Source organism: Streptomyces sp. NPDC086080 (genome assembly GCF_044540255.1).
Classification (GTDB): Bacteria; Actinomycetota; Actinomycetes; order Streptomycetales; family Streptomycetaceae; genus Streptomyces.
Genome location: NZ_JBITRU010000022.1, coordinates 79,863 through 105,287, shown reverse-complemented (window position 1 = coordinate 105,287; position 25,425 = coordinate 79,863). Strand labels below are relative to the sequence as shown.

The window sequence follows — 25,425 nt, the reverse complement described above, 5'->3', positions numbered from 1 at the left end:
CCCAGCAGCACCCGTACGAGGAGGCCCGCTAGATGGCTCGGCGATACGACACCAACGACGCGACCGACCGCGCGACCGGTCTGCGTGAAGCCGCGTCCGCCGTCCGCCGGGGCGAACTCGTGGTGCTGCCGACGGACACGGTGTACGGCATCGGCGCCGACGCGTTCACCTCGGAGGCCGTCGCCGATCTGCTGGAGGCCAAGGGCCGGGGCCGCAGCATGCCCACGCCCGTCCTGATCGGCTCCCCGAACACGCTGCACGGCCTGGTGACCGACTTCTCCGAGATGGCCTGGGAACTGGTCGACGCCTTCTGGCCGGGCGCGCTGACGCTGGTCGCCCGGCACCAGCCCTCCCTGCAGTGGGACCTCGGGGACACCCGGGGGACCGTCGCCGTGCGGATGCCGCTGCACCCGGTGGCCATCGAGCTGCTCACCGAGGTCGGGCCCATGGCCGTCTCGTCCGCCAATCTCAGCGGCCACCCGGCGCCGGAGAACTGCGACGCCGCGCAGGAGATGCTCGGCGACTCCGTCTCCGTGTACCTGGACGGCGGGCCCACCCCGGGCAACGTGCCCTCCTCCATCGTCGACGTCACGCGCCCCGTGCCCGTGCTGCTGCGCGAGGGCGCGATCTCGCCGGACGAGCTGCGCAAGGTGGTACCCGACCTCGAGGTGGCGAATTGACGGCCCCTGGGGCGGGGCGTGGCACAGGCGGTGAAGAATCCAGCGCGGAGATGACGACGACCTTCGGGTTTCCGCGCGACACCTTCCGCATCCTCCACGTCAGTACCGGAAACGTGTGCCGCTCGCCCATCACCGAGCGGCTGACCCGGCATTTCGTGAGCCAGCGGCTGGGCATCCTGGGCGGCGGGCTCATCGTGGAGAGCGCGGGGACGTGGGGGCACGAGGGTGCGGTGATGGAGGCGCACGCGGAGACCGTGCTGGAGGAGTTCGGCGCGGACGCGTCCGGCTTCGTGGGGCGGGAGCTGCTGGACGATCATGTGATCCGGGCGGATCTGGTGCTGACCGCTACGCGGGATCATCGGGCGCAGGTCATCTCCATGGGGCATTCGGCGGGGTTGCGGACGTTCACGTTGAAGGAGTTCACGCGGCTCGTCAATGCCATCGACCCGGCTACGTTGCCGCCCCTTGAGGAGGGGCTGGTCATGAGGGCGCGGGCGTTGGTGCGGGCGGCTGCGGCGCTGCGGGGGTGGTTGTTGGCGCCCACTGCTGAGGCGGACGAGGTGTACGACCCGTACGGGGCGCCGTTGCCGTTCTTCCAGTCCATCGGGGTGGAGATATACGAGGCGCTGGACCCTGTTGTCACGGCGTTGACCGGGGTTCCCGCTCGGGCGTAGGCGTCCGGGTGCGGGGGTGGGTTTGCAGGGCCTCCGGCGTTGTTCCGCTGTGCCCACCCGTTCCGCCCTGCGGAACGATTGCCCACAGCGGGGCGGGGGCGGGGCGGGACCGCAGCGGGGGCGGTGGGGGTGTGGGCGGCCTACATTGGGCATAGGTCAGTGTCGACGCCCGGGAGTCCGTGATGGTGGTCAGCCATGTCCTTGAGGCCGATGTGCTGCGGCGGCAGGATCCCGAGCTGGCCGATGTGCTGCTCGGCGAGCGTGAGCGGCAGGCGACCACGCTCCAGCTGATCGCCGCCGAGAACTTCATGTCGCCGGCCGTGCTGGCCGCCCTCGGCTCACCCCTGGCCAACAAGTACGCCGAGGGATACCCGGGCCACCGCTACCACGGCGGCTGCGAGATCGTCGACGTCGCCGAGGGCCTCGCCGTGGAGCGGGCCAAGGCGCTGTTCGGCGCCGAGCACGCCAACGTGCAGGCGCATTCCGGCTCCTCCGCCGTGCTCGCCGCGTACGCCGTCCTGCTGCGCCCCGGCGACACCGTGCTCGCGCTCGGCCTGCCCTACGGCGGCCATCTCACCCACGGCTCGCCCGCCAACTTCTCGGGCCGCTGGTTCGACTTCGTCGGCTACGGCGTGGACGCGGAGAGCGGACTGATCGATTACGAGCAGGTCCGCGCCCTGGCCCGTGCGCACCGCCCCAAGGCGATCGTCTGCGGCTCCATCGCCTACCCCCGCCACATCGACTACGCGTTCTTCCGCGAGGTCGCCGACGAGGCCGGCGCCTACCTCATCGCGGACGCCGCGCACCCCATGGGCCTGGTCGCCGGGGGAGTGGCGCCCAGTCCGGTGCCGTACGCCGACATCGTGTGCGCGACGACGGACAAGGTGCTGCGGGGCCCGCGCGGCGGGATGATCCTGTGCGGCGGAGAGCTGGCCGAGCGAGTGGACCGGGCGGTGTTCCCGTTCACCCAGGGCGGTGCCCAGATGAACACCATCGCCGCCAAGGCGGTGGGGTTCGGGGAGGCGGCGGCCCCGGCGTTCGCCGCGTACGCGCGGCAGGTGGTCGCCAACGCGCGGACCCTGGCCGCCGCGCTGGCCGCCGAGGGACTGGCCGTCACCACCGGCGGCACGGACACCCACCTGATCACCGCCGACCCCGCGCCGCTCGGCGTCGACGGACGCACCGCGCGCGGCCGGCTCGCGGCGGCGGGCATCGTCCTCGACTGCTGTGCGCTTCCCCACGACGACGACCGTGGGCTGCGGCTGGGCACGGCCGCCGTGACCACCCAGGGCCTGGGCGCCCGGGAGATGACGTTCGTGGCGGGCCTGCTGGCTAGCGTTCTGCGGGGCGGGACGGACCCGGCACGGGCCCGGGAGGACGTCCGGGAACTGGTGGCCGCGTTCCCGCCGTACCCGCGCTGAGAGGGCCGCTCCCGGGGTAGCCGCACCTGATGCACAGCCACACGTGCAACCATCGTCGCTACCCGGAAGTCCCCACTCATATGCGCGCCTCGCTAGGGTGTGGGGCTGTGATGGCCAGCGAGACCTGTGGGGAAGCCTGTGCGTGAATACCTGCTGACGCTCTGCGTCACGGCCGCGGTGACGTACCTGCTGACCGGGCCGGTGCGGAAGTTCGCGATCGTGGCGGGGGCGATGCCGGAGATCCGGGCACGTGACGTGCACCGGGAACCCACTCCGCGGCTCGGTGGTATCGCGATGTTCTTCGGCCTGTGCGCGGGCCTGCTGGTCGCCGACCATCTCACCAACCTCAACCAGCTCTTCGAGAACTCCAACGAGCCGCGGGCGCTGCTCTCCGGGGCCGCGCTGATCTGGCTCATCGGTGTCCTGGACGACAAGTTCGAGATCGACGCCCTGATCAAGCTGGGCGGCCAGATGATCGCCGCCGGTGTGATGGTCATGCAGGGTCTGACGATCCTGTGGCTGCCGATCCCGGGCGTCGGGTCGGTGGCGCTGACCCAGTGGCAGGGCACGCTGCTCACGGTGGCGCTGGTCGTCATCACCATCAACGCGGTCAACTTCGTGGACGGCCTGGACGGTCTCGCGGCCGGCATGGTGTGCATCGCGGCGGCGGCGTTCTTCCTGTACGCCTACCGCATCTGGTACTCGTACGGCATCGAGGCGGCCGCTCCGGCGACGCTGTTCTCGGCCATCCTGATGGGCATGTGCCTGGGCTTCCTGCCGCACAACATGCATCCCGCGCGCATCTTCATGGGTGACTCGGGCTCGATGCTCATCGGCCTGGTGCTGGCCGCCGGGGCCATCTCCATCACCGGGCAGGTCGACCCGGACGCGCTGAAGCTGTTCGCCGGTTCGGAGAAGGAGGCCGTGCACCAGACGGTGCCGGTCTACATCCCGCTGCTGCTGCCGCTCACCATCATCGCGGTGCCGGCCGCCGACCTGATCCTGGCGATCGTGCGGCGCACCTGGCGCGGCCAGTCGCCGTTCGCGGCGGACCGGGGGCATCTGCACCACCGGCTGCTGGAGATCGGCCACTCGCACAGCCGGGCCGTGCTGATCATGTACTTCTGGTCGGCGCTGATCGGCTTCGGCGCGCTCACGTACTCCGTGAACTCGGCGTCGATGTGGATCGTGCTGAGTGTGGTGATCCTCTCGACGCTCGGCCTCATCCTGCTCCTGCTGCCCCGCTTCACCCCGCGGGCCCCGCGCTGGGCGGAGGCCGTCGTGCCGCCGCGCTACCGTCGCCGGCGGCACGAGGTGCCCGCCGAGGAGGCGTCGGCGGCCGAGGCGGCCGCCGGGGTTCCCGACGAGGCCCCCGACGACCGCACACCGGTGGCCGCGGGCGTCTCCGGCGTCAACGGGGCGACCGCGGTCGGCTCCCGCGCACGCCTGGCCGACCGGTCACGGTCAAGGTAAGAATCCGGCTAGAGCATTGCCAAGTCGTGGGACCCCGATGGGGTCCCATTGGGGGCGCGAAGCGCCCAATATCAGACATAGCGGCCGGATGTCCGCTCAGACGCGCGGCTTCGCTCTCATGTGTGATGCCGGGCACACCCGGCAGGTAAAGACTGCATCAAATAGTTTGTGATACCGTTCACGAGAACCCCGGACAGAGCCGAAGAACCGCAGTGCGACGGTTCATCGGCGCGAGGAAATTCCACTCGGCCCGGGGGTCTACGCTCGTCCATGACGACACCCTGCCCCCTGTGAAATGCGGAGTTGCCGCCATGCCGTCCCATGACGTCCGGAACCTTCTGCAGTGCGCTGTGCCCACAGCTGCTGCCGGTGCGGTCGCCGTTGCCGTCAGTGCCGCGGTGGCCGGAGGCAAGGGCGCCCTCGGCGCGGTCGTCGGAACCGTGCTGGCCATCCTGTTCATGGGGATCGGCCTGTACGTCCTGCAGTGGACGGCGAAATCGCTCCCCCAGCTGTTCCAGGCCATGGGCCTGATGCTCTACGTCGCACAGCTCCTGCTGCTCATGATCTTCGTCGCGCTCTTCAAGGACACCTCACTCTTCAACCCGAAGACGTTCGCGATCTCGCTCGTCGTGGCGACCCTCGTGTGGATGGCCGCACAGGCCCGTGCGCACATGAAGGCCAAGCTCTTCTACGTCGATCCGGATTCCGCGAAGAGTGACAAGTCCGAGAAGACGGGGCCGTCGTCGTGACGGGTAGGGGCGCGATAAAGGCCGAAGAGAACTCCTGCTATCGTCCGGTGCCAACTGCGGCATCGCGGGCGCGGGCATCCGAGCTGACGCCTGAGCGATCGCGAGGCTCGATGCCCCACAGCCGCCCCCACATCCGTAACACCTGTCCGGTGCCGACCCGCGGCCGCGTGCCGCGCCGACACAACGAGGTTGCCGTACCTATGCGTCACGCCGAAGGAGCCCGCGGTGAGTGCTGACCAGACCCAGCTCGCCTTTGACTGGAGCTGTCGGATCATGTCCGACAACGGGTGTGGTTTTCCGGCTCCGGGCCTGCACTCGTTCCTCTTCCAGCCGATCGCGACTGTCGGCGGGTTCGAGTTCAACAAGGTGATGCTGCTCGCGCTCATCACCACCGTCCTCGTCATTGGCTTCTTCTACGCGGCCTTCGGCAAGGCGAAGGTGGTGCCGGGCAAGCTGCAGATGGTCGGTGAGGCCGGCTACGACTTCGTCCGCCGCGGCATCGTCTACGAGACCCTGGGCAAGAAGCAGGGCGAGAAGTACGTGCCCCTCATGGTCTCGCTGTTCTTCTTCATCTGGATCATGAACATCTGGTCGGTGATCCCGCTGGCCCAGTTCCCGGTGTCGTCGATCATCGCCTTCCCCATGGTGCTGGCCGTGGTCGTCTACGTGACCTGGCTCGCCATCACGTTCAAGAAGCACGGCTTCACGGGCGGGTTCAAGAACCTCACCGGTTACGACAAGTCGCTCGGCGCCGTGCTGCCGCTCGTCGTGATCATCGAGTTCTTCTCGAACGTCCTCGTCCGGCCCTTCACCCACGCCGTCCGGCTCTTCGCCAACATGTTCGCCGGCCACCTGCTGCTCGTGATGTTCACCGTCGCCAGCTGGTACCTGCTGAACAGCTGGATGATCCCCGCCGCCGGCGTCTCGTTCGTCATGACCGTGATCATGATCCTGTTCGAGCTCTTCGTCCAGGCCGTCCAGGCGTACGTCTTCGTCCTGCTGGCCTGCTCCTACGTTCAGGGCGCTCTCGCCGAGCACCACTGAGCCCTCCACACCCCGCACCTCAAGTCGTCCGGTGGCCAACCCCCACCGGCCCATGTAAAGAGAAGGAAGATCCAGCATGGCTGCCACTGAGACCCTCGCCGCTGTCTCCGGCTCGATCGGCTCCATCGGTTACGGCCTCGCCGCCATCGGCCCTGGTATCGGTATCGGCATCATCTTCGGCCAGGGCACCCAGGCCCTCGCCCGCCAGCCCGAGGCGGCCGGCCTGATCCGTGCCAACCAGATCCTCGGCTTCGCGTTCTGTGAGGCGCTCGCCCTCATCGGCATCGTTATGCCGTTCGTGTTCGGCCAGTAAGAACCCTTACTCCGACACGTTTCGACGAAAGGCACTGATGTGATCGCCAACCTGGTGCAGCTGGCGGCCGAGGAGGAGCAGAACCCGCTTCTTCCTCCGGGCCCCGAGCTGCTCGTCGGCACCATCGCCTTCGCCATCGTGTTCTTCTTCTTCTGGAAGAAGCTGCTCCCGAACATCAACAAGGTTCTGGAGGAGCGCCGCACGGCGATCGAAGGCGGTATCGAAGAGGCCGAGACCATGAAGGTCGAGGCCCAGAGCGTCCTTGAGCAGTACAAGGCTCAGCTCGCCGAAGCCCGGCACGAGGCCGCGCGTCTGCGCCAGGAGGCGCAGGAGCAGGGTGCCGCGCTCATCGCCGAGATGCGGGCCGAGGGCCAGCGGCAGCGCGAGGAGATCGTCGCCGCCGGTCACGCGCAGATCGAGGCCGACCGCAAGGCCGCCTCGACCGCGCTGCGCCAGGACGTCGGCAAGCTCGCCACCGACCTGGCCGGCAAGCTCGTCGGCGAGTCCCTCGAGGACCACGCCCGGCAGAGCCGCGTGATCGACCGCTTCCTCGACGATCTCGACCAGAAGGCCGAGGCCGCACGATGAACGGAGCGAGCCGCGACGCCCTGGCAGCCGCACGCGAGCGTCTCGACGCGCTGACGGACTCCACGTCCGTGGACGCCGGCTCGCTCGCCGGTGAGCTGGCCGCCGTCACCGCCCTGCTCCACCGCGAGGTGTCGCTGCGTCGGGTCCTCACCGACCCGGCGCAGGCCGGTGAGGCCAAGGCCGAACTGGCCCTGCGCCTGCTCGGATCGCAGGTCAGCGGCCCGGCCGCGGACCTGGTGGCCGGCATGGTGCGCTCCCGCTGGTCGCAGTCCCGCGACCTGGTGGACGCGCTGGAGGAGCTGGCCACCGTCGCCGACCTCACCGCCGCCCAGCAGGCCGGCGCGCTCGACAGCGTCGAGGACGAGCTGTTCCGGTTCGGCCGGATCGTCTCCTCCAGCACCGAGCTGCGCTCCGCGCTGACCAACCGGAGCGCGCCCGCCTCCTCCAAGAGTGAGCTGCTGCGCACTCTGCTCGGGGGCAGGGCGAACCAGGTCACCGAGCGTCTGGTGACGCGTCTGGTGACCGCGCCCCGGGGACGTAGCCTGGAGACGGGAATCGAATCCCTGTCCAAGCTCGCCGCCGACCGCCGGGACCGCATGGTGGCCGTCGTCACCTCCGCGGTGCCGCTGAGCGACCAGCAGAAGCAGCGCCTGGGCGATGTCCTCGCGAAGCTCTACGGCCGCCGGATGCACCTCAACCTCGACGTCGACCCCGAGGTCGTCGGCGGGATGCGGGTGCAGGTCGGTGACGAGGTCATCAACGGCTCCCTGGCGGACCGGCTCGAGGACGCGAGCCGTCGGCTCGCGGGCTGAGCAGCGCATACTTCATAAGTAGTACGTACTTGCGGCCCTGGTTGGGCCGTGCAGAGGATTCACCTCTTTCAGGGGGGAGTCCCCATCCCCCCAAGTGAAACTTCGGGCCCAACAAGGAGAGCAGGGAACTCAGATGGCGGAGCTCACGATCCGGCCGGAGGAGATCCGGGACGCGCTGGAGAACTTTGTCCAGTCGTACAAGCCGGACGCGGCCTCGCGCGAGGAGGTCGGTACGGTCACCCTTGCCGGCGACGGCATCGCCAAGATCGAGGGTCTCCCCTCGGCCATGGCCAACGAACTGCTGAAGTTCGAGGACGGCACCCTCGGCCTCGCCCTCAACCTTGAGGAGCGCGAGATCGGTGCCATCGTCCTCGGTGAGTTCAGCGGCATCGAGGAGGGGCAGCCGGTCACCCGTACCGGTGAGGTCCTGTCCGTCGCCGTGGGCGAGGGCTACCTCGGCCGTGTGGTCGACCCCCTCGGCAACGCGATCGACGGCCTCGGCGAGATCGAGACCCAGGGCCGCCGCGCCCTCGAACTGCAGGCCCCCACGGTCATGCAGCGCAAGTCGGTGCACGAGCCGATGGAGACGGGCTACAAGGCCGTCGACGCCATGACCCCGATCGGTCGTGGCCAGCGCCAGCTCCTCATCGGCGACCGCGGCACCGGCAAGACCGCCCTCGCCGTGGACACGATCATCAACCAGCGTGACAACTGGCGCACGGGCGACCCGAAGAAGCAGGTCCGCTGCATCTACGTCGCCATCGGCCAGAAGGGCTCCACCATCGCGTCGGTCCGCCGCGCGCTGGAGGAGAACGGCGCGCTGGAGTACACGACCATCGTCGCCGCCCCGGCGTCCGACCCGGCCGGCTTCAAGTACCTCGCGCCGTACACCGGCTCGGCCATCGGCCAGCAGTGGATGTACGAGGGCAAGCACGTCCTGATCATCTTCGACGACCTGTCGAAGCAGGCCGACGCCTACCGCGCCGTGTCGCTGCTGCTGCGCCGCCCGCCGGGCCGCGAGGCCTACCCGGGTGACGTCTTCTACCTGCACTCCCGCCTGCTGGAGCGCTGCGCCAAGCTCTCCGACGCGGAGGGCGCCGGCTCGATGACCGGTCTGCCGATCGTCGAGACCAAGGCCAACGACGTCTCGGCGTTCATCCCGACCAACGTCATCTCCATCACCGACGGCCAGTGCTTCCTGGAGTCGGACCTGTTCAACGCCGGTCAGCGCCCCGCGCTGAACGTCGGTATCTCCGTCTCCCGAGTCGGTGGTTCCGCCCAGCACAAGGCGATGCGCCAGGTCTCCGGCCGTCTGCGCGTGGACCTCGCCCAGTTCCGTGAGCTGGAGGCGTTCGCCGCCTTCGGTTCCGACCTGGACGCCGCGTCGAAGGCGCAGCTGGAGCGCGGTCAGCGCATGGTCGAGCTGCTGAAGCAGAACCAGTACGAGCCGATGGCCACCGAGGACCAGGTCGTCTCCATCTGGGCCGGCACCACCGGCCGGATGGACGAGGTGCCGGTCGCCGACGTCCGCCGCTTCGAGAAGGAGCTGCTGGAGTACCTGCACCGCAAGGAGCAGGGCCTCATGACCTCCATCAAGGAGGGCGCCAAGATGTCGGACGACACGATCCAGGCGATCGGCGACGCCGTGGCGGAGTTCAAGAAGCAGTTCGAGACGAGCGACGGCAAGCTGCTCGGCGAGGACGCCCCGTCCGCCGCCAAGTGACGTAAGGAAGGGACCTGACTCATGGGAGCTCAGCTCCGGGTCTACAAGCGTCGCATCCGATCCGTCACCGCGACCAAGAAGATCACCAAGGCGATGGAGATGATCGCCGCCTCGCGTGTCGTCAAGGCGCAGCGCAAGGTGCGGGCCTCCTCGCCCTACGAGCGGGAGCTCACCCGCGCGGTCACGGCGGTCGGCACCGGCTCCAACACCAAGCACCCGCTGACCACCGAGGCGGAGAACCCGACCCGCGCCGCGGTCCTGCTCCTCACGAGCGACCGCGGCCTGGCCGGCGCCTTCAACGCCAACGCCATCAAGGCGGCGGAGCAGCTGACCGCGCGCCTGGAGCGCGAGGGCAGGCAGGTCGACACGTACATCGTCGGCCGCCGCGGCCTCGCGCACTACAACTTCCGTGAGCGCAAGGTCACGGAGTCGTTCAGCGGCTTCACCGACGAGCCCTCGTACGCGGACGCCAAGAAGGTCGCGGCCCCGCTGATCGAGGCCATCGAGAAGGAGACGGCGGAAGGCGGCGTGGACGAGCTCCACATCGTCTACACCGAGTTCGTCTCGATGATGACGCAGACGGCAGTCGACTCCCGACTGCTTCCGCTGCGCCTCGACGAGGTCGCCGGGGAGGCGTCCGCCAAGGGCGAGATCCTCCCGCTGTACGACTTCGAGCCGTCGGCGGAGGACGTCCTCGACGCCCTGCTGCCGCGCTATGTGGAGAGCCGGATCTACAACGCGCTGCTCCAGTCGGCCGCCTCCAAGCACGCCGCCACGCGGCGCGCGATGAAGTCGGCCACCGACAACGCGGGCGAGCTGATCAACGCGCTCTCCCGTCTTGCCAACGCGGCCCGCCAGGCCGAAATCACCCAGGAAATCAGCGAGATCGTCGGTGGCGCCAGTGCACTGGCCGACGCGACCGCGGGGAGTGACAAGTAATGACCACCACTGTTGAGACCGCGACGGCCACGGGCCGCGTCGCCCGGGTCATCGGCCCGGTCGTCGACGTGGAGTTCCCCGTCGACGCGATGCCGGAGATCTACAACGCCCTCCACGTCGAGGTGGCCGACCCGGCCAACGAGGGCCAGCTCAAGACGCTGACCCTCGAGGTCGCCCAGCACCTGGGCGAGGGTCTGGTCCGCACCATCTCCATGCAGCCCACCGACGGTCTGGTCCGCCAGTCCGCGGTGACCGACACGGGCTCCGCCATCTCGGTGCCGGTCGGCGACTTCACCAAGGGCAAGGTGTTCAACACCCTTGGTGAGGTGCTGAACGTCGACGAGCAGTACACCGGTGAGCGCTGGCCGATCCACCGCAAGGCGCCCAACTTCGACGAGCTCGAGTCGAAGACCGAGATGTTCGAGACCGGCGTCAAGGTCATCGACCTTCTCACCCCGTACGTCAAGGGTGGAAAGATCGGTCTGTTCGGCGGTGCCGGCGTCGGCAAGACGGTGCTCATCCAGGAGATGATCTACCGCGTCGCCAATAACCACGAAGGTGTGTCGGTGTTCGCCGGTGTCGGCGAGCGCACCCGTGAGGGCAACGACCTCATCGAGGAGATGAGCGAGTCGGGCGTCATCGACAAGACCGCGCTCGTCTTCGGTCAGATGGACGAGCCCCCGGGCACCCGTCTGCGCGTCGCGCTGGCCGGCCTCACCATGGCCGAGTACTTCCGTGACGTCCAGAAGCAGGACGTGCTGTTCTTCATCGACAACATCTTCCGCTTCACCCAGGCCGGTTCCGAGGTGTCGACCCTGCTCGGCCGTATGCCCTCCGCGGTGGGCTACCAGCCGAACCTGGCCGACGAGATGGGTCTCCTCCAGGAGCGCATCACCTCGACCCGTGGTCACTCGATCACCTCGATGCAGGCGATCTACGTCCCCGCGGACGACCTGACCGACCCGGCCCCGGCCACCACCTTCGCCCACCTCGACGCGACGACGGTGCTCTCCCGTCCGATCTCGGAGAAGGGCATCTACCCGGCCGTGGACCCGCTGGACTCCACGTCCCGCATCCTGGACCCGCGCTACATCGCGCAGGACCACTACGACGCGGCCATGCGGGTGAAGAACATCCTGCAGAAGTACAAGGACCTGCAGGACATCATCGCGATCCTCGGTATCGACGAGCTCGGCGAGGAGGACAAGCTCGTCGTCCACCGTGCCCGTCGCGTGGAGCGCTTCCTGTCCCAGAACACCCACGTCGCCAAGCAGTTCACCGGCGTGGACGGTTCGGACGTGCCGCTGGACGAGTCGATCACCGCGTTCAACTCGATCTGCGACGGTGAGTACGACCACTTCCCGGAGCAGGCGTTCTTCATGTGCGGTGGCATCGAGGACCTGAAGAACAACGCGAAGAAGCTGGGCGTCTCCTGACCCCCGGATTCCGAGCTGAGCCGCACGGCTCACTCCTGAGGGGGCGGGCTGCGTCCCGCCCCCTCTCTCCTGCCTACTAGACTTGTAACCAACACCCGGCACAACCGCCGGGTGGTGACCCGAGGAGCCACCTTGGCTGCTGAGCTGCACGTCGCGCTGGTCGCGGCCGACCGAGAGGTCTGGTCCGGCGAGGCCACCCTGGTCGTCGCGCGCACCACGTCCGGCGACATCGGCGTCATGCCCGGTCACCAGCCGCTGCTCGGTGTGCTGGAGTCGGGCCCGGTGACCATCCGTACGCGCGAGGGCGGGACGGTCATCGCCGCGGTGCACGGCGGTTTCATCTCGTTCGCGGACGACAAGCTGTCGCTGCTGGCCGAGACCGCCGAGCTGGCGGACGAGATCGACGTCAAGCGCGCGGAAGAGGAACTCGCCCGCGCGAAGGCGGAGGACGACGCCGACGCCGAGCGCCGCGCGGATGTCCGCCTGCGGGCGGCGACGGCGGGGCGCTGATACCAGCGCGATGAGTTGACGTCCCTCAGCCGCGGCCGGCACCGGAGTGATCCGGAGCCGACCGCGGCTGAGGCAGATCTGGATGATTTTTCCGTTCCGTTACCTAGGAGACGAGGAGGTCGGTGCCGATGGTCCTCGCTCTGACTGTGTGCGGAATTGTCGTGGTGCTCGTGGTGGCCGGGCTCTTCGTCTTCGGTCTGCGCCGCCGGCTCATCCAGCGTTCCGGCGGCACCTTCGACTGCAGCCTGCGCTGGGACGCCCCCGAGACCCCGGGTGACTCCGGCGGCAAGGGCTGGGCGTACGGGGTGGCCCGCTACAACGGCGACCGGGTCGAGTGGTACCGCGTCTTCTCGTACGCGCCCCGCCCGCGCCGCGTCCTGGAGCGCTCCGCGATCGAGGTGGCCGGCCGTCGCGTACCCGAGGGCGAGGAGGAGCTGGCGCTGCTGTCGGACGCGGTGATCCTCGCCTGTCTGCACCGGGGCACGCGTCTGGAGCTCGCGATGAGCGAGGACGCGCTGACCGGTTTCCTCGCGTGGCTGGAGGCGGCACCGCCCGGCCAGCGGGTGAACGTCGCGTAACGCGACGTTCGGGGGAGCTTCCTCCGTCGGGCGGCGGGGCCGTCGGGACAGGGCGAACGTGGCCTGAAATCGGGTTCCCCCGCGCCTACTTCACCGTAACTTTGAACCATTTGCATGGGCTCGCGTTTCTACTGGGGACGTCGTTCGGACGTCTGGTTCCGATCCATCCCGAGTGAGGCCCCCTCCATGCACAGCATTTCGCGTGCGGCCGCCCGCAGCGGCCGCCACCGCAAGCCCAAACAGATGAATCCGTCGGTCCGCCGGGCCATCGTGGTCGCGGCGACCGCGCCCGTCGCCGCGACGATCCTGTCCGCGCCCTCCGCCTTCGCCGCCGGAGGGTCCGACGGCGGGGGATTCAGCCCTCCCCAGGAGCACGCTCACCAACGCGTGCTCACGGAGGACACGGACGAGACCGCGGAGAGCGAGGCTCTGGCGGAGAACGCCGCCGCCGGAACCGAAGACGTCGTCGAGCGTCCTGCCGTGGTCTCCGGCACGGAGGAGACGGCCGCCACGGCCGACGACACACGGACGTTCGTGAAGTCCGTCCGGCCCGGTGCGGGCGACACCACCGCCACCACCGACCCCGTCTCCGTGGACCAGAGCATCGCGGACGCCCTCGACGCGCGGGCCGGTGATCCGCGGCTGGGCACACAGCTCAGCGGATTCGTCATCGACGCCGCGTCGGACGAGGTGATCTGGGACCACAACGCGGCCACCGCGCTGATGCCCGCCTCCAACACCAAACTCGCCACCGCCACCGCCGCGTTGACCGTCCTCGGCCCCGACCACCGGTTCACCACCGAGGTCGTCTACGCCGACGGCACGCTCACCCTCGTCGGCGGGGGAGACCGCACGCTGACCACCGAGGACCTGGCCGCGCTGGCCGAGGCCGCGGTCGCGGGGCTGGCCAACGCCGGTCTCACCTCGGTCGAGGTCCGGGTCGACGACAGCCTCTTCCCGGAGCCCACCCTCGCCACCGGCTGGAACGCCGGCTACTACCCGAACGAGATCGCGCCGGTGCGGGCCCTGGTGGTGGACGGACACGCCGTCGAGGACACCGCGCTGGACGCGGGCGAGGTCTTCGCCGGACTGCTCGCCGACCGCGGTGTCACGGTCAGCGGCGAGGTCACCCGCGGGGTGGCCGGGGAGGGCGACGCCCTCGTGGCGGAGCACCGGTCCGACGCACTGTCCACGATCGTCAAGCACATGCTCAAGGTGAGCGACAACAACATCGCCGAGTCGCTGCTGCGGATGACCGCGCTCGGCGCCGACCGCGCGGCCACCTTCGAGGACGGCACGGCGGTCGTGCGGGACGTGCTGAGCGGCACGTACGGCGTGTCCCTGGAGAACTTCGAGATGTACGACGGCAGCGGCCTCTCCCGTGCCACCCGCATCCCGGCGCGGACCCTCGCCGACATCCTCGACCTGAGCACCGACCCCCGCTACAGCGGTGTGCTGAAGCACGTCGCGGACGGTCTGCCCGTCGCCGGTGAGGCGGGAGCCACGCTCGGTCCCGAGTGGGGGCGGTTCGACACCGAGGACTCGCAGTGCGCGGTCGGGGAGGTCAGGGGCAAGACCGGCACCCTCACCGGGGCGATCGCCCTCAGCGGCATGACGCTGGGCGAGGACGGGCGCTGGAAGGTCTTCTCCTTCGTCGAGAACGGCTCCACCGCGCCGGGCAACGACATCAAGGACGCCCTGGACGGTCTCGCCGCGTCGGTCAACGGCTGCAACACCTGACCGCGGATCCACGCCCGTGCGAGGCCGCCCCCGGACGACGGTGTCGTCCGGGGGCGGCCCGGTGGCGGTGGCCCGACGGCCGTGCCGTCTACCTCAGTCCGTTGTCCATGGCGGTCACGAGCTCACCGTTCGTGGTGTCTCCGCTGAACTCCCAGAAGAAGGCGCCGCCGAGGCCCTGGCTCTTGGCCCAGGCCATCTTGGAGCCGATGGTGGCCGGGGTGTCGTAGGACCACCAGTTGTTGCCGCAGTGGGCGTACGCCGTGCCCGCGACGGTGCCGGTGGCCGGGCAGCTGTTCTTGAGGATCTTGTAGTCCTCGATGCCCGCCTCATAGGTGCCGGGGGCCGCTCCGGTGGCCGAGCCGCCGGGGGCGGACTGGGTGACACCGGTCCAGCCGCGGCCGTAGAAGCCGATGCCGAGCAGCAGCTTGCTCGCCGGGACGCCCTTCGCCTTCAGCTTGGCGATCGCGGCGGCCGAGTTGAAGCCTTCCTGCGGGATGCCGTCGTACGACGTCAGCGGCGAGTGGGGAGCCGTGGGGCCGTCCTTGTCGAAGGCGCCGAAGTAGTCGTACGTCATCACGTTGTACCAGTCGAGGTACTGGGCGGCGCCGCCGTAGTCGGCCGCGTCGATCTTGCCGCCGTTCGAGCCGTCCGCGGTGATGGCGGCGGTGACCAGGTAGTCGTCGCCGAACTCGGCGCGCAGGGCCTGGGAGAGGTTCCTGAAGGCCGCCGGACCGCTGGTGTCACAGGTCAGACCGCAGGCGTTGGGGTACTCCCAGTCGATGTCGATGCCGTCGAAGACATCGGCCCAGCGCGGGTCCTCCACCACGGCCTTGCAGGACTTGGCGAACGCCGCCGGGTTCTGCGCGGCCTGGCCGAAGCCGCCGGAGTAGGTCCAGCCGCCGAAGGAGTACAGCACCTTGATGTGCGGGTACTTCGCCTTCAGCTGGCGCAGCTGGTTGAAGTTGCCGCGCAGCGGCTGGTCCCAGCTGTCGGCCTGGCCGCTGACGGACTGGTCGGCGGTGTAGGCCCGGTCGGTGGCGGCGTAGGCGTCGTCGAGCTTGCACTGGCCGCCCACGACGTTGCCGAAGGCGTAGTTGATGTGGGTGATCTTGGCGGCCGAGCCGGACGTCACCAGGTTCTTGACGTGGTAGTTGCGGCCGTAGACACCCCACTCGGTGAAGTAGCCGAGGTTGACCTTCTCGCCGGGCGGCGGTTCCTCGGTGGTGCCGGTGGTGCGGACCCGCACCGCGCTGCTGGCCGGTCCGGTCTGGTCGGCGGTGTCCCGGGCCCGCACGGTGTAGGAGTAGTCGGTGCCCTTGGACAGGCCGGTGTCCGTGTGCGAGGTGCCGGTCACGGTGGCGACCCTGGCGCCGTCGCGCAGGACGTCGTAGTTCTTGACGCCCTTGTCGTCGGTGGCGGCCGGCCAGGACAGCCGCACCGAGGTGTCGGTGATGTCCGAGGCGGTCGGGGTGCCGGGGGCGGACGGGGCTTCGTCGCCGGGGACGGACGTGCCGTCGCAGCTGCCGCCGTTGAGCTTGCAGCCGGAGGGGGAGCCGGAGCCGCTGCCGTTGAAGCCGAAGCTGACCGACGCGCCGGGGGCGAGGGTGCCGTTCCAGCCGACGTTCTTGGCGGTCCAGTGGTCACCGGAGCCGGTGACCGTGGCGTCCCAGGCGGAGGTGACCTTGGTGCCGGAGGGGAAGTCCCAGTCGATGGTCCAGGAGTTGATGGTCGTGGTGCCGGTGTTCTTCACCGTCCACTTGCCCTCGAAGCCCGAGCCCCAGTCCTGGGTCTTGGCGTAGGTGGCGGTCGCCGAGGTGGCGGCCTCGGCGGGGCTCGCGAGGCCGACGAGGCCGGCGACGGGGAGCAGCAGGGTCGCGAACCCCGCGGCGGCTCTGTGTCTGAAGCGCATGCTGCGCCTCCTTATGGGGAGAAGCCGTTGGGGATGTGACTGAGCCATCACATCCGCAGTGCCGCGAGAATAGAAAGGTCTGGACCACGGGTCAATAGGTCTGGACCACCGTCCCTCACGGTTCGCCCCTGACGCCCGTTAGATCCCCAACTCCTGAGCGAGAACGGCCGCTTGCACCCGGCTGCGCAGCTCCAGCTTCCCCAGGAGCCGGCTGACGTGCGTCTTCACCGTGGCCTCGGCCATCTGGAGCCGCACCGCGATGTCGGCGTTGGACAGCCCCTCACCGAGACACGACAGCACCTCGCGCTCGCGTCGCGTGAGGGAGTCCAGCACCGCCGGATCGGCCGTCACCGGGCGAGTGGGCTTCGCCCCGAACTCGGCGATCAGCCGGCGGGTCACGGCCGGGGCGATGATGCCCTCGCCGGCCGCCACCGTGCGCACCGCCGCGATGAGGTCCTTCGCCTCCGTGTTCTTCAGCAGGAACCCGGCCGCACCGGCCCGGAGCGCCCCGAACACATACTCGTCGAGGTCGAACGTGGTCAGCACGAGCACATCGGCGAGCCTCTCGCCGACCACCTGCCGGGTCGCCGACACCCCGTCGAGCCGCGGCATCTGTACGTCCATCAGGACCAGGTCGGGGCGCAGCTCACGGGCGAGCGCCACCGCCTGCTCGCCGTCGCCCGCCTCGCCGACCACCTCGATGTCGGGCGCGCTGCGCAGGATCAGGACGAGCCCCGCGCGGACGGCGGACTGGTCCTCGGCGACCAGGACGCGGATCATCAGGTCTCTCCTCGCACGACATCGGTGACCGGAAGGGTGGCGCGCACCACCCACAGCGTGCCCTCCGGACCGGCCTCGAACGTGCCGTCCAGCAGGGCGGCCCGCTCCCGCATGCCGACGAGACCGGCCCCCGAGCCCGGCGCGCGCGGGGTGTCCCGGGCGGAGTGGGGACTGCTCACCCGGATGTCCAGGGCATCGGCCGGCCGGCGCAGGCACACGGTGACCGTCCCCGGCGCGGCATGCTTGAGCGCGTTCGTCAGTGACTCCTGGACGATCCGGTACGCGGCGAGTTCGACCGGCGCCGGAACCTCGCCGTAGGTGGCGTCGAGGGTGACGTCCAGGCCGTTGGCGCGGGCGTGGTCGACCAGGGTGCCGAGACTGTCGAGGGTGGGGGTCGCCGCCGGTCGGCCGTCGTCCTGACCGTCGCGCAGGATGCCGATGAGACGGCGCATCTCGGACAGTCCCTGCACACTGTTCTCCCGGATGACACCGAGCGCCTCTTTGGAGGTCCCGGGGTCGTCCAGGGAGAGGGCGGCCGTGGAGTGGATGGCGATCGCGGACAGGTGGTTGGCGACCATGTCGTGCAACTCCCGGGCCATGCGGGCGCGTTCCGCGGTCACCGCCTGGGTGCGGTCCATCTCCGCGAGCAGCGCGGTCTGTTCGGCGCGCAGCCGGGCGGCGTCGGCGGCGTCGCGGTGGTTGCGCACGATGAGGCCGGTCGACGCCGGGGTGAAGGCCACGGCGCCGACGACGACACCGACCAGCAGAGCCTCCGGGATCCGCCACACCGCATAGGGCACCAGGGTCGCCGCGATCGTCGCCAGGCCGGTGATCCACGGCAGGCGGCGGGCCGTGGCGGGCCTGCCGTACACCACGGCGGCGTACATGAGATCGGTGTACATCACGATCGTGGCGATGCTGCCCCGGGTCAGGGTGTCCGCGGCCAGCGCCAGGGTGCCGACCGCCAGGGCGGTGCGCGGGGTGGTACGGCGCAGCAACTCACAGCCGGCGATCACGGCGAGCGGCAGCAGGAGCGGCCAGCGGCCGTCGAAGAGCACGAGCGGGTCGTCGGCCTTCCGCACACCAAGACCGAAACCCCACAGGAGCAGCCCGCCGGCGAGTCCGGCGAGCGCGACCCCCGCGTCGAAGCGGGGAGGGCGGAACGGTCGCGGGGCCATGGCACCCATCCAACACGGTGCGCGCGCCCGGTGCCTGATCCGCGGGGACGGTCCTGGACTGCATCCTTCGATGTACCGCGAGTTCATCGGCGGCGACGACGTGTCCGGCCGGTCCGGACGGGAGCCTGGAAGGGTGACCGAGAGGAGCGAACCGTGATCGTCGCCTTGATCGTTGCCTGCGAGATCGGATTCTGGGTGCTGCTGGCCGCCGGCCTGGCGTTCCGGTACCTGCTGAAGATGCCGCGAACCGGCCTGGCGCTGCTGCTGTGCGAGCCGGTGCTGGAGGTCGTCCTGCTGGCCGTCACCGCGCTGGACCTGAAGAACGGCGCGGAGCCCAACTGGACGCACGGGCTGGCCGCGCTCTACATCGGCTACACGGTCGGCCACGGCCACCGCACCGTGAAGTGGCTCGACGGCCACGCCGCCCACCGCCTGGGCGGCGCCCCCAGGCCGCCCGGACCGCCGCGTCACGGCACGGACCGCGCCCGGTACGAGACCAGGCTCTGGCTGGGCACGCTGGCGGGCGCCGCCGTCGCGACCGCGCTGCTCCAGCTCGCCATCTGGTACGTCGGCGACCCGGGCCGTGTCACGTCGCTGGAGGACTGGCGCTTCACGGCCTGGCGGATCACCGGCATCCACGGCCTGGTGGCCCTGGCCTACTGGATCTGGCCGAAGCGGGCCCCGGCGGACGCGCCGGAGGCCGACGGCGCGGACCGGGAGCGGGTGGGCCGATGACGCGGGCGGCCGGGGACGTCCTCGCGGGGGCCGTCACGCTGGTGGCCGGCCTGGGGCTGTGGCTGTTCGCCGGGGGAGTGGACCTGCCGGTGGTCACGCCCGCCAAGGTGGGCGTGGTGATGATGTGCGTCGGCGGCGCCGAGGCCCTGCTGGGCCTCTACCGGGCCGTGCGCGGGGTCGCGTCCCGCGAGGTGGTGTAGCCGATCACGCGCTTCGCCCTCCGGTACCCGGCTCGCGGTGATCTCCACGTCGGCGCGGCGCGCGAAGCGGCCCGGTCAGGCGCCGAGAGTGCCCCAGCCGGTCGACGTACCCGGCGTGACCTGCGAGTCCGGTCCGTTGATCGGCTACACCACCCGGCGGGACGCCATCGTGCGCGGCCCGGCGGAGCCCCGGTAGGTCTCAGCGCTCCCCGCCCGGTACCCACAGCACGTCGCCGGTCTCCTTGTTGGCGATGCGGGCCAGGATGAACAGCAGGTCGGAGAGGCGGTTGAGGTAGGTGGCGGTGAGGGGGTTCATGGTCTCGCCGTGCGCCTCGAGCGCCGTCCAGGTGGAACGCTCGGCCCGGCGTACGACGGTGCAGGCCTGGTGGAGCAGGGCGGCGCCCGCCGTGCCGCCGGGCAGGATGAAGGAGCGCAGCTTGCCCACCCGCTCGTTGAACCGGTCGCAGTCCGCCTCCAGCCGGTCGACGTAGAACTGCTCGACCCGCAGCGGCGGGTACTTCGGGTTCTCCGTCACCGGTGTCGACAGGTCCGCCCCCACGTCGAACAGGTCGTTCTGCACCCGGGTGAGGACCTCGACGACCTCCTCGTGGAGACCGCCCAGGGCGATCGCCGTACCGATCACCGCGTTCGCCTCGTTGGCGTCGGCGTAGGCGGAGATCCGCAGATCGGTCTTGGGCACCCGGCTCATGTCACCGAGGTTGGTGGTGCCCTTGTCGCCCGTTCGGGTGTAGATACGCGTCAGATTGACCATGGAGCCAGCCTAGTGACGTCACCGGGGTCCGGAGCCCGCGTGTGGCCAGGGACACGATGGGGCGGGCGGGGCTCCAGCGCGCCGTACGAAGCGCTTTCCGGCCTCGCCGGTGTGATGTCCGTCATGTGAGACGTGACGCGCGTTACTTACCGGTCACACAGCGCCTCGCGAACGCTAATGTCCGCTCCTGGAGAACAAGACAGCGCGTATCAGGGGAGTCGCACAGTGGCACGCAAGCTCGCCGTCATCGGGGCCGGTCTCATGGGATCCGGGATCGCCCAGGTCTCCGCTCAGGCGGGCTGGGAGGTCGTCCTGCGCGACGTCACCGACGAGGCGCTCACGCGGGGTACCGACGGGATCAAGGCGTCGTACGACAGGTTCGTGAGCAAGGGGAAGCTTCAGGCGCGGGACGCCGAGGCCGCCCTCGCCCGGATCACCACGACCACCGACCTGGACGCCTGCGCCGACGCGGACGTCGTCGTCGAGGCCGTGTTCGAGAAGCTCGAGGTCAAGCACGAGATCTTCCGGGCGCTCGACAAGATCGTGCGCGAGGACGCCGTGCTCGCCTCCAACACCTCCGCCATCCCGATCACCAAGATCGCGGCAGCGACGGAGTACCCGGAGCGGGTCGTCGGCGCCCACTTCTTCTCGCCGGTGCCGATGATGAAGCTGTGCGAGCTGGTCCGCGGCTACAAGACCAGCGACGAAACCCTCGCCAGGACGCGGGAGTTCGCCGAGTCGGTCGGCAAGACCTGCATCGTCGTCAACCGTGACGTCGCCGGCTTCGTCACCACCCGCCTCATCGCCGCCCTCGTCGTCGAGGCGGCCAAGCTGTACGAGTCGGGCGTGGCGAGCGCCGAGGACATCGACCTGGCCTGCAAGCTGGGATTCGGCCACGCCATGGGACCGCTGGCCACCGCCGACCTGACCGGTGTCGACATCCTGTTGCACGCCACCGACAACATCTACACCGAGTCCCAGGACGAGAAGTTCGCCGCTCCCGAGCTGATGCGCCGGATGGTTGATGCCGGTGACATCGGGCGCAAGAGCGGGCAGGGCTTCTACGAGCACTGACACCGCGCACCCGCCCCGGCGCGCATCACACGCCGGGGTGAATTCGGTATCGGTTCGCTTACCGGCAGCAACCTCTGCGCCCGCCATGCCGTCAGAGGATGCATCACCGGCCTTGAAGACAACACGGAGCACGAGACGGAGCACGGGGAGCGCATATGTACATCAGGGGCGACCACGCCGAGCTGGTCGTCGGGGGCCGCCTCGACGTCCGCAGCGCGGCGGACGCCCGTACGGTCCTGCACTCGGCCGTCGACGACGGAGTCGGCGACCTGGTGCTGGACCTGTCCGATCTGGACTCCTGGGACGCCACCGGACTCGGTGTGATCATGGGAGCCCACCGACGGGCCGGCCGGTGCGGCCGGCGCCTGGTGCTGCGCGACGTACCGGCGCAGATGCAGCGCCTGCTGGTGGCCACCCGACTGCACCGGATCCTGGCGATCGAAGGGGGCATCGGGGTGGACACGCTGCCCCGCGTGTGAGGCCGTACGCGGGACGTGCCCGGACGTGCCGGGGCGTGCCCGGACGTGCCGGACTGACCGGACACTTCGCGGACCGGGGGCGACCTCGGAGAACCGTGGGACCCCCGCACAATCCTCACGAGACTGTGATGTCCCGGACCGCGCGGCACCCCGGACTGTCGTAGATACTGAGCGAAGGTTTAGGGTTCGGCTGCCCGCTGCCTTGCAACCCTCGAGCGGGCCCGGACCAGAAGCGACAGCGCGGTGTGCAGCGAGGCCGGGGAGGGCTTCAGCCACGACGCTTTTGGGGGGCTAGGACCTATGGACCCGAACAACCCGGGACCCGAGGAGTACGGCCACGACGATGGGGGCACCCCCCGGTCGGGTTCGTTCGAGACCGAGGCAAGTGGTGCGCCGCGTCAGCGTCCTCCCCGGGACTCCCTCGCCGCCGACTTCGGACAGCACGCGCCCGCGCCGGCCCGCACGGTGCAGCTGGTCTCCGGGAACTACCTGCTGACCGTCAACCCCGTCGACGGCAGCGAGATCGAGCACTGCCCGCCCGCCGAGCGGCCGGCCCGCCCCGCCAAGCTCACCGAGGCCGAGCGGGCCGAGGTCGAGCGCGCCGCCCGGCCGCCGGTCCCGCCGGGCCCCACACCGCCCACGCTGCCGCTGCTGGCCCGTCAGGAGCAGCGCGAGGAGCTGGTCCGGCTGCTCGCCCGCGGCCGCTCCGTACGCCTCACCGGCCCGGCCGGCTCCGGCCGCACCCGGCTCCTCGACGTCGTCGCCGAGGACTGCGCGGACCTCGCGCCCGACGGCGTCGTCCGGCTGAACGGCCTGGGCCGCTCCGCCGACGAGCTGCTGTACGACCTCTTCCACGCCGTCCACGACGCCCCCCTGTACCGGCCCGAGCCGGACGAACTCGCCGAGTGCGTCCGTGAGATCGGCGCCGTCGTCGTCCTGGACGACCTCGAGTTCGGCGGCGCCGCCCTCGACGGGCTGCTGGACGCCACCCCCGAGTGCGCCTTCCTGTTCGGCACCGCCCCGGACGTCCCCGAGCCGTCCGCCGACGCCGGAGTCGCGGAGGTCGCCCTCCCCGGACTCGACCGCGCGGCCGGCCTCGACCTGCTCGAACACGCCGTCGGCCGGAGCCTCACCGAGGACGAGTCGAACTGGGCCGGCGACCTCTGGTTCGAGTCCGAGGGCCTGCCGCTGCGCTTCGTCCAGGCCGGCGCCCTGCTGCGGCAGCGGGACCGGCTGCGGGCCGGCGCCGGCGCCGTCGACGAGTTCGGCGTCTTCGAGGACGTACGGCCCGACGAGATGCCCTACGAGCCCGCCGACGTCGACAGCGACGAGGTACCGCTGCCCTCGCTGGGTGAGGCCGCCGCGCCCGCCCCGCTGCTCGCCTCCCGGCTCAGCGCCTCCGCCCGCGCCACCCTGCGGTTCGCCGTCGCGCTCGGCGGCGAGGTGCCCCATCAGGCGCATCTGCCCGCCCTGGTGGGCGACACCCACGCCGACGCCGCCCTCGGTGAACTGGCCGCCTGCGGACTGGTCACCCCGGTGGGCTCGCGCTACCGGCTCGCCGCCGGCGTGCCGGCCCAGCTGGAGGCCGCCGGGTACGCCGACGACGCCGAGGCCCAGGTCCGCGCCGCCGCCCAGCACTACGCCTGGTGGACCGGGCACCCCTCGGTCACCCCCGAGCGGGTGTGCGCCGAGGCCGACGCGGTGCTCGCCGCGCTCGCCGTGCTGTCACCGCTCACCTCGGCCACCACCGAGGGCGAGCCCAGCACGGCCGTACAGCTCGCCCGCACCGCCGCGCCCGCGTTCGCCTCGGGGCTGCACTGGAGCGCCTGGGAACGGTCGCTCCGGGCCGGCGCGGAGGCCGCCAAGCTCGCGGGTGACGTCGGCGAACAGGCCTACTTCCAGCACGAGCTCGGCATCCACGCGCTGTGCGCCTCAGAGCTCGACCGGGCGCGCGCCGAGCTGGAGGCGTCCATCGGGCTGCGCGGCGCCCTCTCCGACAAGCGGGGCGCCGTCGCCGGACGCCGTGCCCTGGCCCTGGTCGCCGACCGCTCCGGCATTCCGTCGCTGTTCGCGCCGACGGCGGGGGAGGAGGTGCCGGACGCCCAGTTCGAGACGTCGGCCACACCGCCGCGCGGGGTGCCCACGGCGTTCCCCGCACTCAAGCCGCCCGCCGACACCGCCCTGGTGATCAACCGCACGGTGCCGACACCGGCCACGTCGCCGGGCAGGCCGGGCGGCGGTCTGAAGAGCCTGGCCCGGCGCAACCTGGTCGCGGCCGGCGCGGGCGCCCTGCTCGTCGCCGTGCTGGGCACGGTGGTCACCCTCGGCGCCACGTCCGAGAACGACGCCGGTACGCCGTCGGAGAACGTCGGCGTCAACCCGTCCGCGAGCCAGGGCATCGACGACGGCAGCCTCGGCGCCGACCCGGCGGCCGGGGGCGACGGCGACACCGGTGACGCCACCAGCCGGCCGAGCGACCCGGGCCCCGACGGCACGCCGGGGACGTCGGACGACCCGGCGCCCACGGCACAGGAACCGGACGAGCCGTCGGACGAGGCGAGCGGGACGACGGAGCCGGACGATCCGACGACGTCGCCGACGAGGAAGCCCACGAAGCCCTCGTCGCCGAAGCCTTCGACGTCCGGGTCGCCCTCGTCCCCGGATCCTGACGAAACGGAGACGGAGACTCCGACGGGGACGCCCACGGATACCGGGACCGGTTCGACGGAACCGGAGACCCCGCCCACCACCACCGACACCGCCAGCGGCACAGCCCCCTCCGTCCCCGTGGAGACGGACACCTCCGCCGGCGCCCCCCAGAGCACCGACGCGGGTACCCCCAGCAGCGGGGAAACGGTGATCTGACCCCGTATCGGGTACGCACGAGGGCCGGGTTCCGTGACGGAACCCGGCCCTCGTGCGTGTCGCGGCGTACCGCTCAGAACAGGCGCAGCTTGTCGTCCTCGATGCCCCGCATCGCGTCGTAGTCGAGGACCTGGCAGCCGATGCCCCGGTCGGTGGCGAGGACCCGGGCCTGCGGCTTGATCTCCTGGGCGGCGAAGACACCGCGCACGGGGGCGAGATGGGGATCGCGGTTCAGCAGTTCCAGGTAGCGCGTGAGCTGTTCCACGCCGTCGATCTCGCCGCGCCGTTTGATCTCCACCGCGACCGTCCGCCCTTCGGAGTCCCGGCACAGGATGTCGACCGGGCCGATCGCGGTCATGTACTCGCGGCGGATGAGCGTGTAGCCCTCGCCGAGGATCTCGATGCGGTCGGCGAGCAGCTCCTGGAGGTGTGCTTCCACGCCGTCCTTGATCAGGCCGGGATCGACACCCAGTTCGTGGGAGGAGTCGTGGAGTATCTCCTCCATCGTGATGATGAGCTTCTCGCCCGCCTTGTTGACGACGGTCCAGACGCCCTCTTCCTCGCCGGCGCCCTCCTTCAGCGCACAGGGCGGCGACATCCAGTTCAGGGGCTTGTAGGCCCGGTCGTCGGCGTGGATCGAGACGCTGCCGTCCGCCTTGACCAGGATCAGACGGGGAGCCGAGGGCAGGTGCGCGGTGAGCCGTCCGGCGTAGTCCACGGAGCAGCGGGCAATGACGAGACGCATGGTCGGCA

Annotated in this window: 26 protein-coding genes; 21 read left to right on the top strand and 5 right to left on the bottom strand. The window is 70.4% G+C overall.

From position 1 onward, the window contains the following. Positions 1-32: 32 nt before the first annotated feature. The 15 genes from ACIF9R_RS24540 to dacB all read left to right on the top strand — a co-directional run bounded on the left by ACIF9R_RS24540 (position 33) and on the right by dacB (position 14,680). A complete protein-coding gene (locus tag ACIF9R_RS24540; protein ID WP_399983839.1) occupies positions 33-680 on the top strand; it encodes an L-threonylcarbamoyladenylate synthase in 648 nt (215 codons plus the stop codon). Beyond that, on the top strand, positions 677-1,354 hold the full coding sequence (locus ACIF9R_RS24535; protein WP_399983836.1) for a protein-tyrosine-phosphatase: 678 nt from the start codon (positions 677-679) through the stop codon (positions 1,352-1,354). The genes ACIF9R_RS24540 and ACIF9R_RS24535 overlap by 4 nt, the downstream gene beginning before the upstream one ends. A gap of 182 nt (positions 1,355-1,536) precedes the next feature. Further along, positions 1,537-2,775, top strand: a complete 1,239-nt coding sequence (gene glyA / locus ACIF9R_RS24530; protein ID WP_399983833.1) for a serine hydroxymethyltransferase — start codon at positions 1,537-1,539, stop codon at positions 2,773-2,775. Positions 2,776-2,913: 138 nt separating this feature from the next. Further along, positions 2,914-4,248 carry an MraY family glycosyltransferase gene (locus tag ACIF9R_RS24525; protein WP_399983831.1) on the top strand — a complete coding sequence of 445 codons (1,335 nt, stop codon included), beginning with the start codon at positions 2,914-2,916 and terminating at the stop codon, positions 4,246-4,248. A 311-nt stretch (positions 4,249-4,559) separates the two neighbouring features. Next, positions 4,560-4,997: a hypothetical protein gene (locus ACIF9R_RS24520; protein ID WP_399983828.1), complete on the top strand. Its 438-nt coding sequence runs from the start codon at positions 4,560-4,562 to the stop codon at positions 4,995-4,997. A 273-nt stretch (positions 4,998-5,270) separates the two neighbouring features. Continuing rightward, positions 5,271-6,041, top strand: coding sequence for a F0F1 ATP synthase subunit A (gene atpB, locus ACIF9R_RS24515; protein ID WP_399983964.1), 771 nt, complete (start codon positions 5,271-5,273; stop codon positions 6,039-6,041). Between the two features lie 76 nt (positions 6,042-6,117). Then, the gene (gene atpE, locus ACIF9R_RS24510; RefSeq protein ID WP_103541639.1) at positions 6,118-6,354 is read left to right on the top strand and encodes an ATP synthase F0 subunit C; all 237 of its coding nucleotides are present in this window, start codon (positions 6,118-6,120) and stop codon (positions 6,352-6,354) included. A gap of 39 nt (positions 6,355-6,393) precedes the next feature. Further along, entirely contained in the window at positions 6,394-6,942 is a 549-nt protein-coding gene (locus tag ACIF9R_RS24505; protein ID WP_399983825.1) for a F0F1 ATP synthase subunit B, read from the top strand. Further along, positions 6,939-7,754: a F0F1 ATP synthase subunit delta gene (locus ACIF9R_RS24500; protein ID WP_399983822.1), complete on the top strand. Its 816-nt coding sequence runs from the start codon at positions 6,939-6,941 to the stop codon at positions 7,752-7,754. The genes ACIF9R_RS24505 and ACIF9R_RS24500 overlap by 4 nt, the downstream gene beginning before the upstream one ends. A gap of 133 nt (positions 7,755-7,887) precedes the next feature. After that, on the top strand, positions 7,888-9,477 hold the full coding sequence (gene atpA, locus ACIF9R_RS24495) for a F0F1 ATP synthase subunit alpha (protein ID WP_399983819.1): 1,590 nt from the start codon (positions 7,888-7,890) through the stop codon (positions 9,475-9,477). A gap of 21 nt (positions 9,478-9,498) precedes the next feature. After that, a complete protein-coding gene (locus ACIF9R_RS24490) occupies positions 9,499-10,416 on the top strand; it encodes a F0F1 ATP synthase subunit gamma (RefSeq protein WP_399983817.1) in 918 nt (305 codons plus the stop codon). After that, positions 10,416-11,852 carry a F0F1 ATP synthase subunit beta gene (atpD, locus tag ACIF9R_RS24485; RefSeq protein WP_399983814.1) on the top strand — a complete coding sequence of 479 codons (1,437 nt, stop codon included), beginning with the start codon at positions 10,416-10,418 and terminating at the stop codon, positions 11,850-11,852. The genes ACIF9R_RS24490 and atpD overlap by 1 nt, the downstream gene beginning before the upstream one ends. Before the next feature lie 132 nt (positions 11,853-11,984). Beyond that, complete coding sequence (locus ACIF9R_RS24480; protein ID WP_399983811.1) at positions 11,985-12,362, top strand: F0F1 ATP synthase subunit epsilon; 378 nt, start codon at positions 11,985-11,987, stop codon at positions 12,360-12,362. 128 nt (positions 12,363-12,490) lie between these two features. Continuing rightward, on the top strand, positions 12,491-12,940 hold the full coding sequence (locus ACIF9R_RS24475; protein WP_399983808.1) for a DUF2550 domain-containing protein: 450 nt from the start codon (positions 12,491-12,493) through the stop codon (positions 12,938-12,940). Between the two features lie 186 nt (positions 12,941-13,126). Further along, a complete protein-coding gene (gene dacB, locus ACIF9R_RS24470; protein ID WP_399983805.1) occupies positions 13,127-14,680 on the top strand; it encodes a D-alanyl-D-alanine carboxypeptidase/D-alanyl-D-alanine-endopeptidase in 1,554 nt (517 codons plus the stop codon). Between the two features lie 88 nt (positions 14,681-14,768). Here dacB and ACIF9R_RS24465 read toward each other — a convergent pair whose 3' ends face one another. The 3 genes from ACIF9R_RS24465 to ACIF9R_RS24455 all read right to left on the bottom strand — a co-directional run bounded on the left by ACIF9R_RS24465 (position 14,769) and on the right by ACIF9R_RS24455 (position 18,547). Further along, positions 14,769-16,589 (bottom strand): glycosyl hydrolase family 18 protein, encoded by a 1,821-nt coding sequence (locus ACIF9R_RS24465; protein ID WP_399983802.1) that lies wholly within the window; start codon positions 16,587-16,589, stop codon positions 14,769-14,771. 138 nt (positions 16,590-16,727) lie between these two features. Continuing rightward, positions 16,728-17,369, bottom strand: coding sequence for a response regulator (locus ACIF9R_RS24460; RefSeq protein ID WP_399983799.1), 642 nt, complete (start codon positions 17,367-17,369; stop codon positions 16,728-16,730). Further along, the gene (locus tag ACIF9R_RS24455; protein WP_399983796.1) at positions 17,369-18,547 is read right to left on the bottom strand and encodes a sensor histidine kinase; all 1,179 of its coding nucleotides are present in this window, start codon (positions 18,545-18,547) and stop codon (positions 17,369-17,371) included. Before ACIF9R_RS24455 ends, ACIF9R_RS24460 begins: the two co-directional genes overlap by 1 nt. A gap of 153 nt (positions 18,548-18,700) precedes the next feature. Here ACIF9R_RS24455 and ACIF9R_RS24450 point away from each other — a divergent pair, with 153 nt between their 5' ends. Genes ACIF9R_RS24450 through ACIF9R_RS24440 form a run of 3 tightly spaced genes read left to right on the top strand, consistent with a single transcriptional unit; the run spans position 18,701 to position 19,678 of the window. Then, positions 18,701-19,282: a hypothetical protein gene (locus tag ACIF9R_RS24450; RefSeq protein ID WP_399983793.1), complete on the top strand. Its 582-nt coding sequence runs from the start codon at positions 18,701-18,703 to the stop codon at positions 19,280-19,282. Continuing rightward, positions 19,279-19,482 (top strand): DUF5708 family protein, encoded by a 204-nt coding sequence (locus ACIF9R_RS24445; RefSeq protein WP_399983790.1) that lies wholly within the window; start codon positions 19,279-19,281, stop codon positions 19,480-19,482. Before ACIF9R_RS24450 ends, ACIF9R_RS24445 begins: the two co-directional genes overlap by 4 nt. Positions 19,483-19,519: 37 nt before the next feature. Continuing rightward, positions 19,520-19,678, top strand: a complete 159-nt coding sequence (locus ACIF9R_RS24440) for a hypothetical protein (RefSeq protein WP_399983787.1) — start codon at positions 19,520-19,522, stop codon at positions 19,676-19,678. 3 nt (positions 19,679-19,681) lie between these two features. Here the strand turns inward: ACIF9R_RS24440 and ACIF9R_RS24435 are convergent, their stop codons facing one another. Next, a complete protein-coding gene (locus tag ACIF9R_RS24435; protein WP_399983784.1) occupies positions 19,682-20,254 on the bottom strand; it encodes a cob(I)yrinic acid a,c-diamide adenosyltransferase in 573 nt (190 codons plus the stop codon). Positions 20,255-20,479: 225 nt separating this feature from the next. Here ACIF9R_RS24435 and ACIF9R_RS24430 point away from each other — a divergent pair, with 225 nt between their 5' ends. The 3 genes from ACIF9R_RS24430 to ACIF9R_RS24420 all read left to right on the top strand — a co-directional run bounded on the left by ACIF9R_RS24430 (position 20,480) and on the right by ACIF9R_RS24420 (position 24,672). Continuing rightward, positions 20,480-21,328 (top strand): 3-hydroxyacyl-CoA dehydrogenase family protein, encoded by an 849-nt coding sequence (locus tag ACIF9R_RS24430; RefSeq protein WP_399983781.1) that lies wholly within the window; start codon positions 20,480-20,482, stop codon positions 21,326-21,328. Between the two features lie 155 nt (positions 21,329-21,483). After that, a complete protein-coding gene (locus ACIF9R_RS24425; protein ID WP_399983777.1) occupies positions 21,484-21,807 on the top strand; it encodes an STAS domain-containing protein in 324 nt (107 codons plus the stop codon). 300 nt (positions 21,808-22,107) lie between these two features. Continuing rightward, positions 22,108-24,672, top strand: coding sequence for an ATP-binding protein (locus ACIF9R_RS24420; RefSeq protein WP_399983775.1), 2,565 nt, complete (start codon positions 22,108-22,110; stop codon positions 24,670-24,672). Positions 24,673-24,745: 73 nt separating this feature from the next. Here the strand turns inward: ACIF9R_RS24420 and nucS are convergent, their stop codons facing one another. Then, entirely contained in the window at positions 24,746-25,417 is a 672-nt protein-coding gene (nucS, locus tag ACIF9R_RS24415) for an endonuclease NucS (protein WP_399983772.1), read from the bottom strand. Positions 25,418-25,425: the final 8 nt, after the last annotated feature.

Coding starts and splice junctions, on each gene's coding strand:
- ACIF9R_RS24540 (WP_399983839.1), top strand. CDS start 33: ATGGCTCGGCGATACGACACCAACGACGCGACCGACCGCGCGACCGGT.
- glyA (WP_399983833.1), top strand. CDS start 1,537: ATGGTGGTCAGCCATGTCCTTGAGGCCGATGTGCTGCGGCGGCAGGAT.
- ACIF9R_RS24520 (WP_399983828.1), top strand. CDS start 4,560: ATGCCGTCCCATGACGTCCGGAACCTTCTGCAGTGCGCTGTGCCCACA.
- atpB (WP_399983964.1), top strand. CDS start 5,271: ATGTCCGACAACGGGTGTGGTTTTCCGGCTCCGGGCCTGCACTCGTTC.
- atpE (WP_103541639.1), top strand. CDS start 6,118: ATGGCTGCCACTGAGACCCTCGCCGCTGTCTCCGGCTCGATCGGCTCC.
- ACIF9R_RS24500 (WP_399983822.1), top strand. CDS start 6,939: ATGAACGGAGCGAGCCGCGACGCCCTGGCAGCCGCACGCGAGCGTCTC.
- atpA (WP_399983819.1), top strand. CDS start 7,888: ATGGCGGAGCTCACGATCCGGCCGGAGGAGATCCGGGACGCGCTGGAG.
- ACIF9R_RS24490 (WP_399983817.1), top strand. CDS start 9,499: ATGGGAGCTCAGCTCCGGGTCTACAAGCGTCGCATCCGATCCGTCACC.
- atpD (WP_399983814.1), top strand. CDS start 10,416: ATGACCACCACTGTTGAGACCGCGACGGCCACGGGCCGCGTCGCCCGG.
- ACIF9R_RS24475 (WP_399983808.1), top strand. CDS start 12,491: ATGGTCCTCGCTCTGACTGTGTGCGGAATTGTCGTGGTGCTCGTGGTG.
- dacB (WP_399983805.1), top strand. CDS start 13,127: ATGCACAGCATTTCGCGTGCGGCCGCCCGCAGCGGCCGCCACCGCAAG.
- ACIF9R_RS24465 (WP_399983802.1), bottom strand. CDS start 16,589: ATGCGCTTCAGACACAGAGCCGCCGCGGGGTTCGCGACCCTGCTGCTC.
- ACIF9R_RS24460 (WP_399983799.1), bottom strand. CDS start 17,369: ATGATCCGCGTCCTGGTCGCCGAGGACCAGTCCGCCGTCCGCGCGGGG.
- ACIF9R_RS24455 (WP_399983796.1), bottom strand. CDS start 18,547: ATGGCCCCGCGACCGTTCCGCCCTCCCCGCTTCGACGCGGGGGTCGCG.
- ACIF9R_RS24445 (WP_399983790.1), top strand. CDS start 19,279: ATGACGCGGGCGGCCGGGGACGTCCTCGCGGGGGCCGTCACGCTGGTG.
- ACIF9R_RS24435 (WP_399983784.1), bottom strand. CDS start 20,254: ATGGTCAATCTGACGCGTATCTACACCCGAACGGGCGACAAGGGCACC.
- ACIF9R_RS24425 (WP_399983777.1), top strand. CDS start 21,484: ATGTACATCAGGGGCGACCACGCCGAGCTGGTCGTCGGGGGCCGCCTC.
- ACIF9R_RS24420 (WP_399983775.1), top strand. CDS start 22,108: ATGGACCCGAACAACCCGGGACCCGAGGAGTACGGCCACGACGATGGG.
- nucS (WP_399983772.1), bottom strand. CDS start 25,417: ATGCGTCTCGTCATTGCCCGCTGCTCCGTGGACTACGCCGGACGGCTC.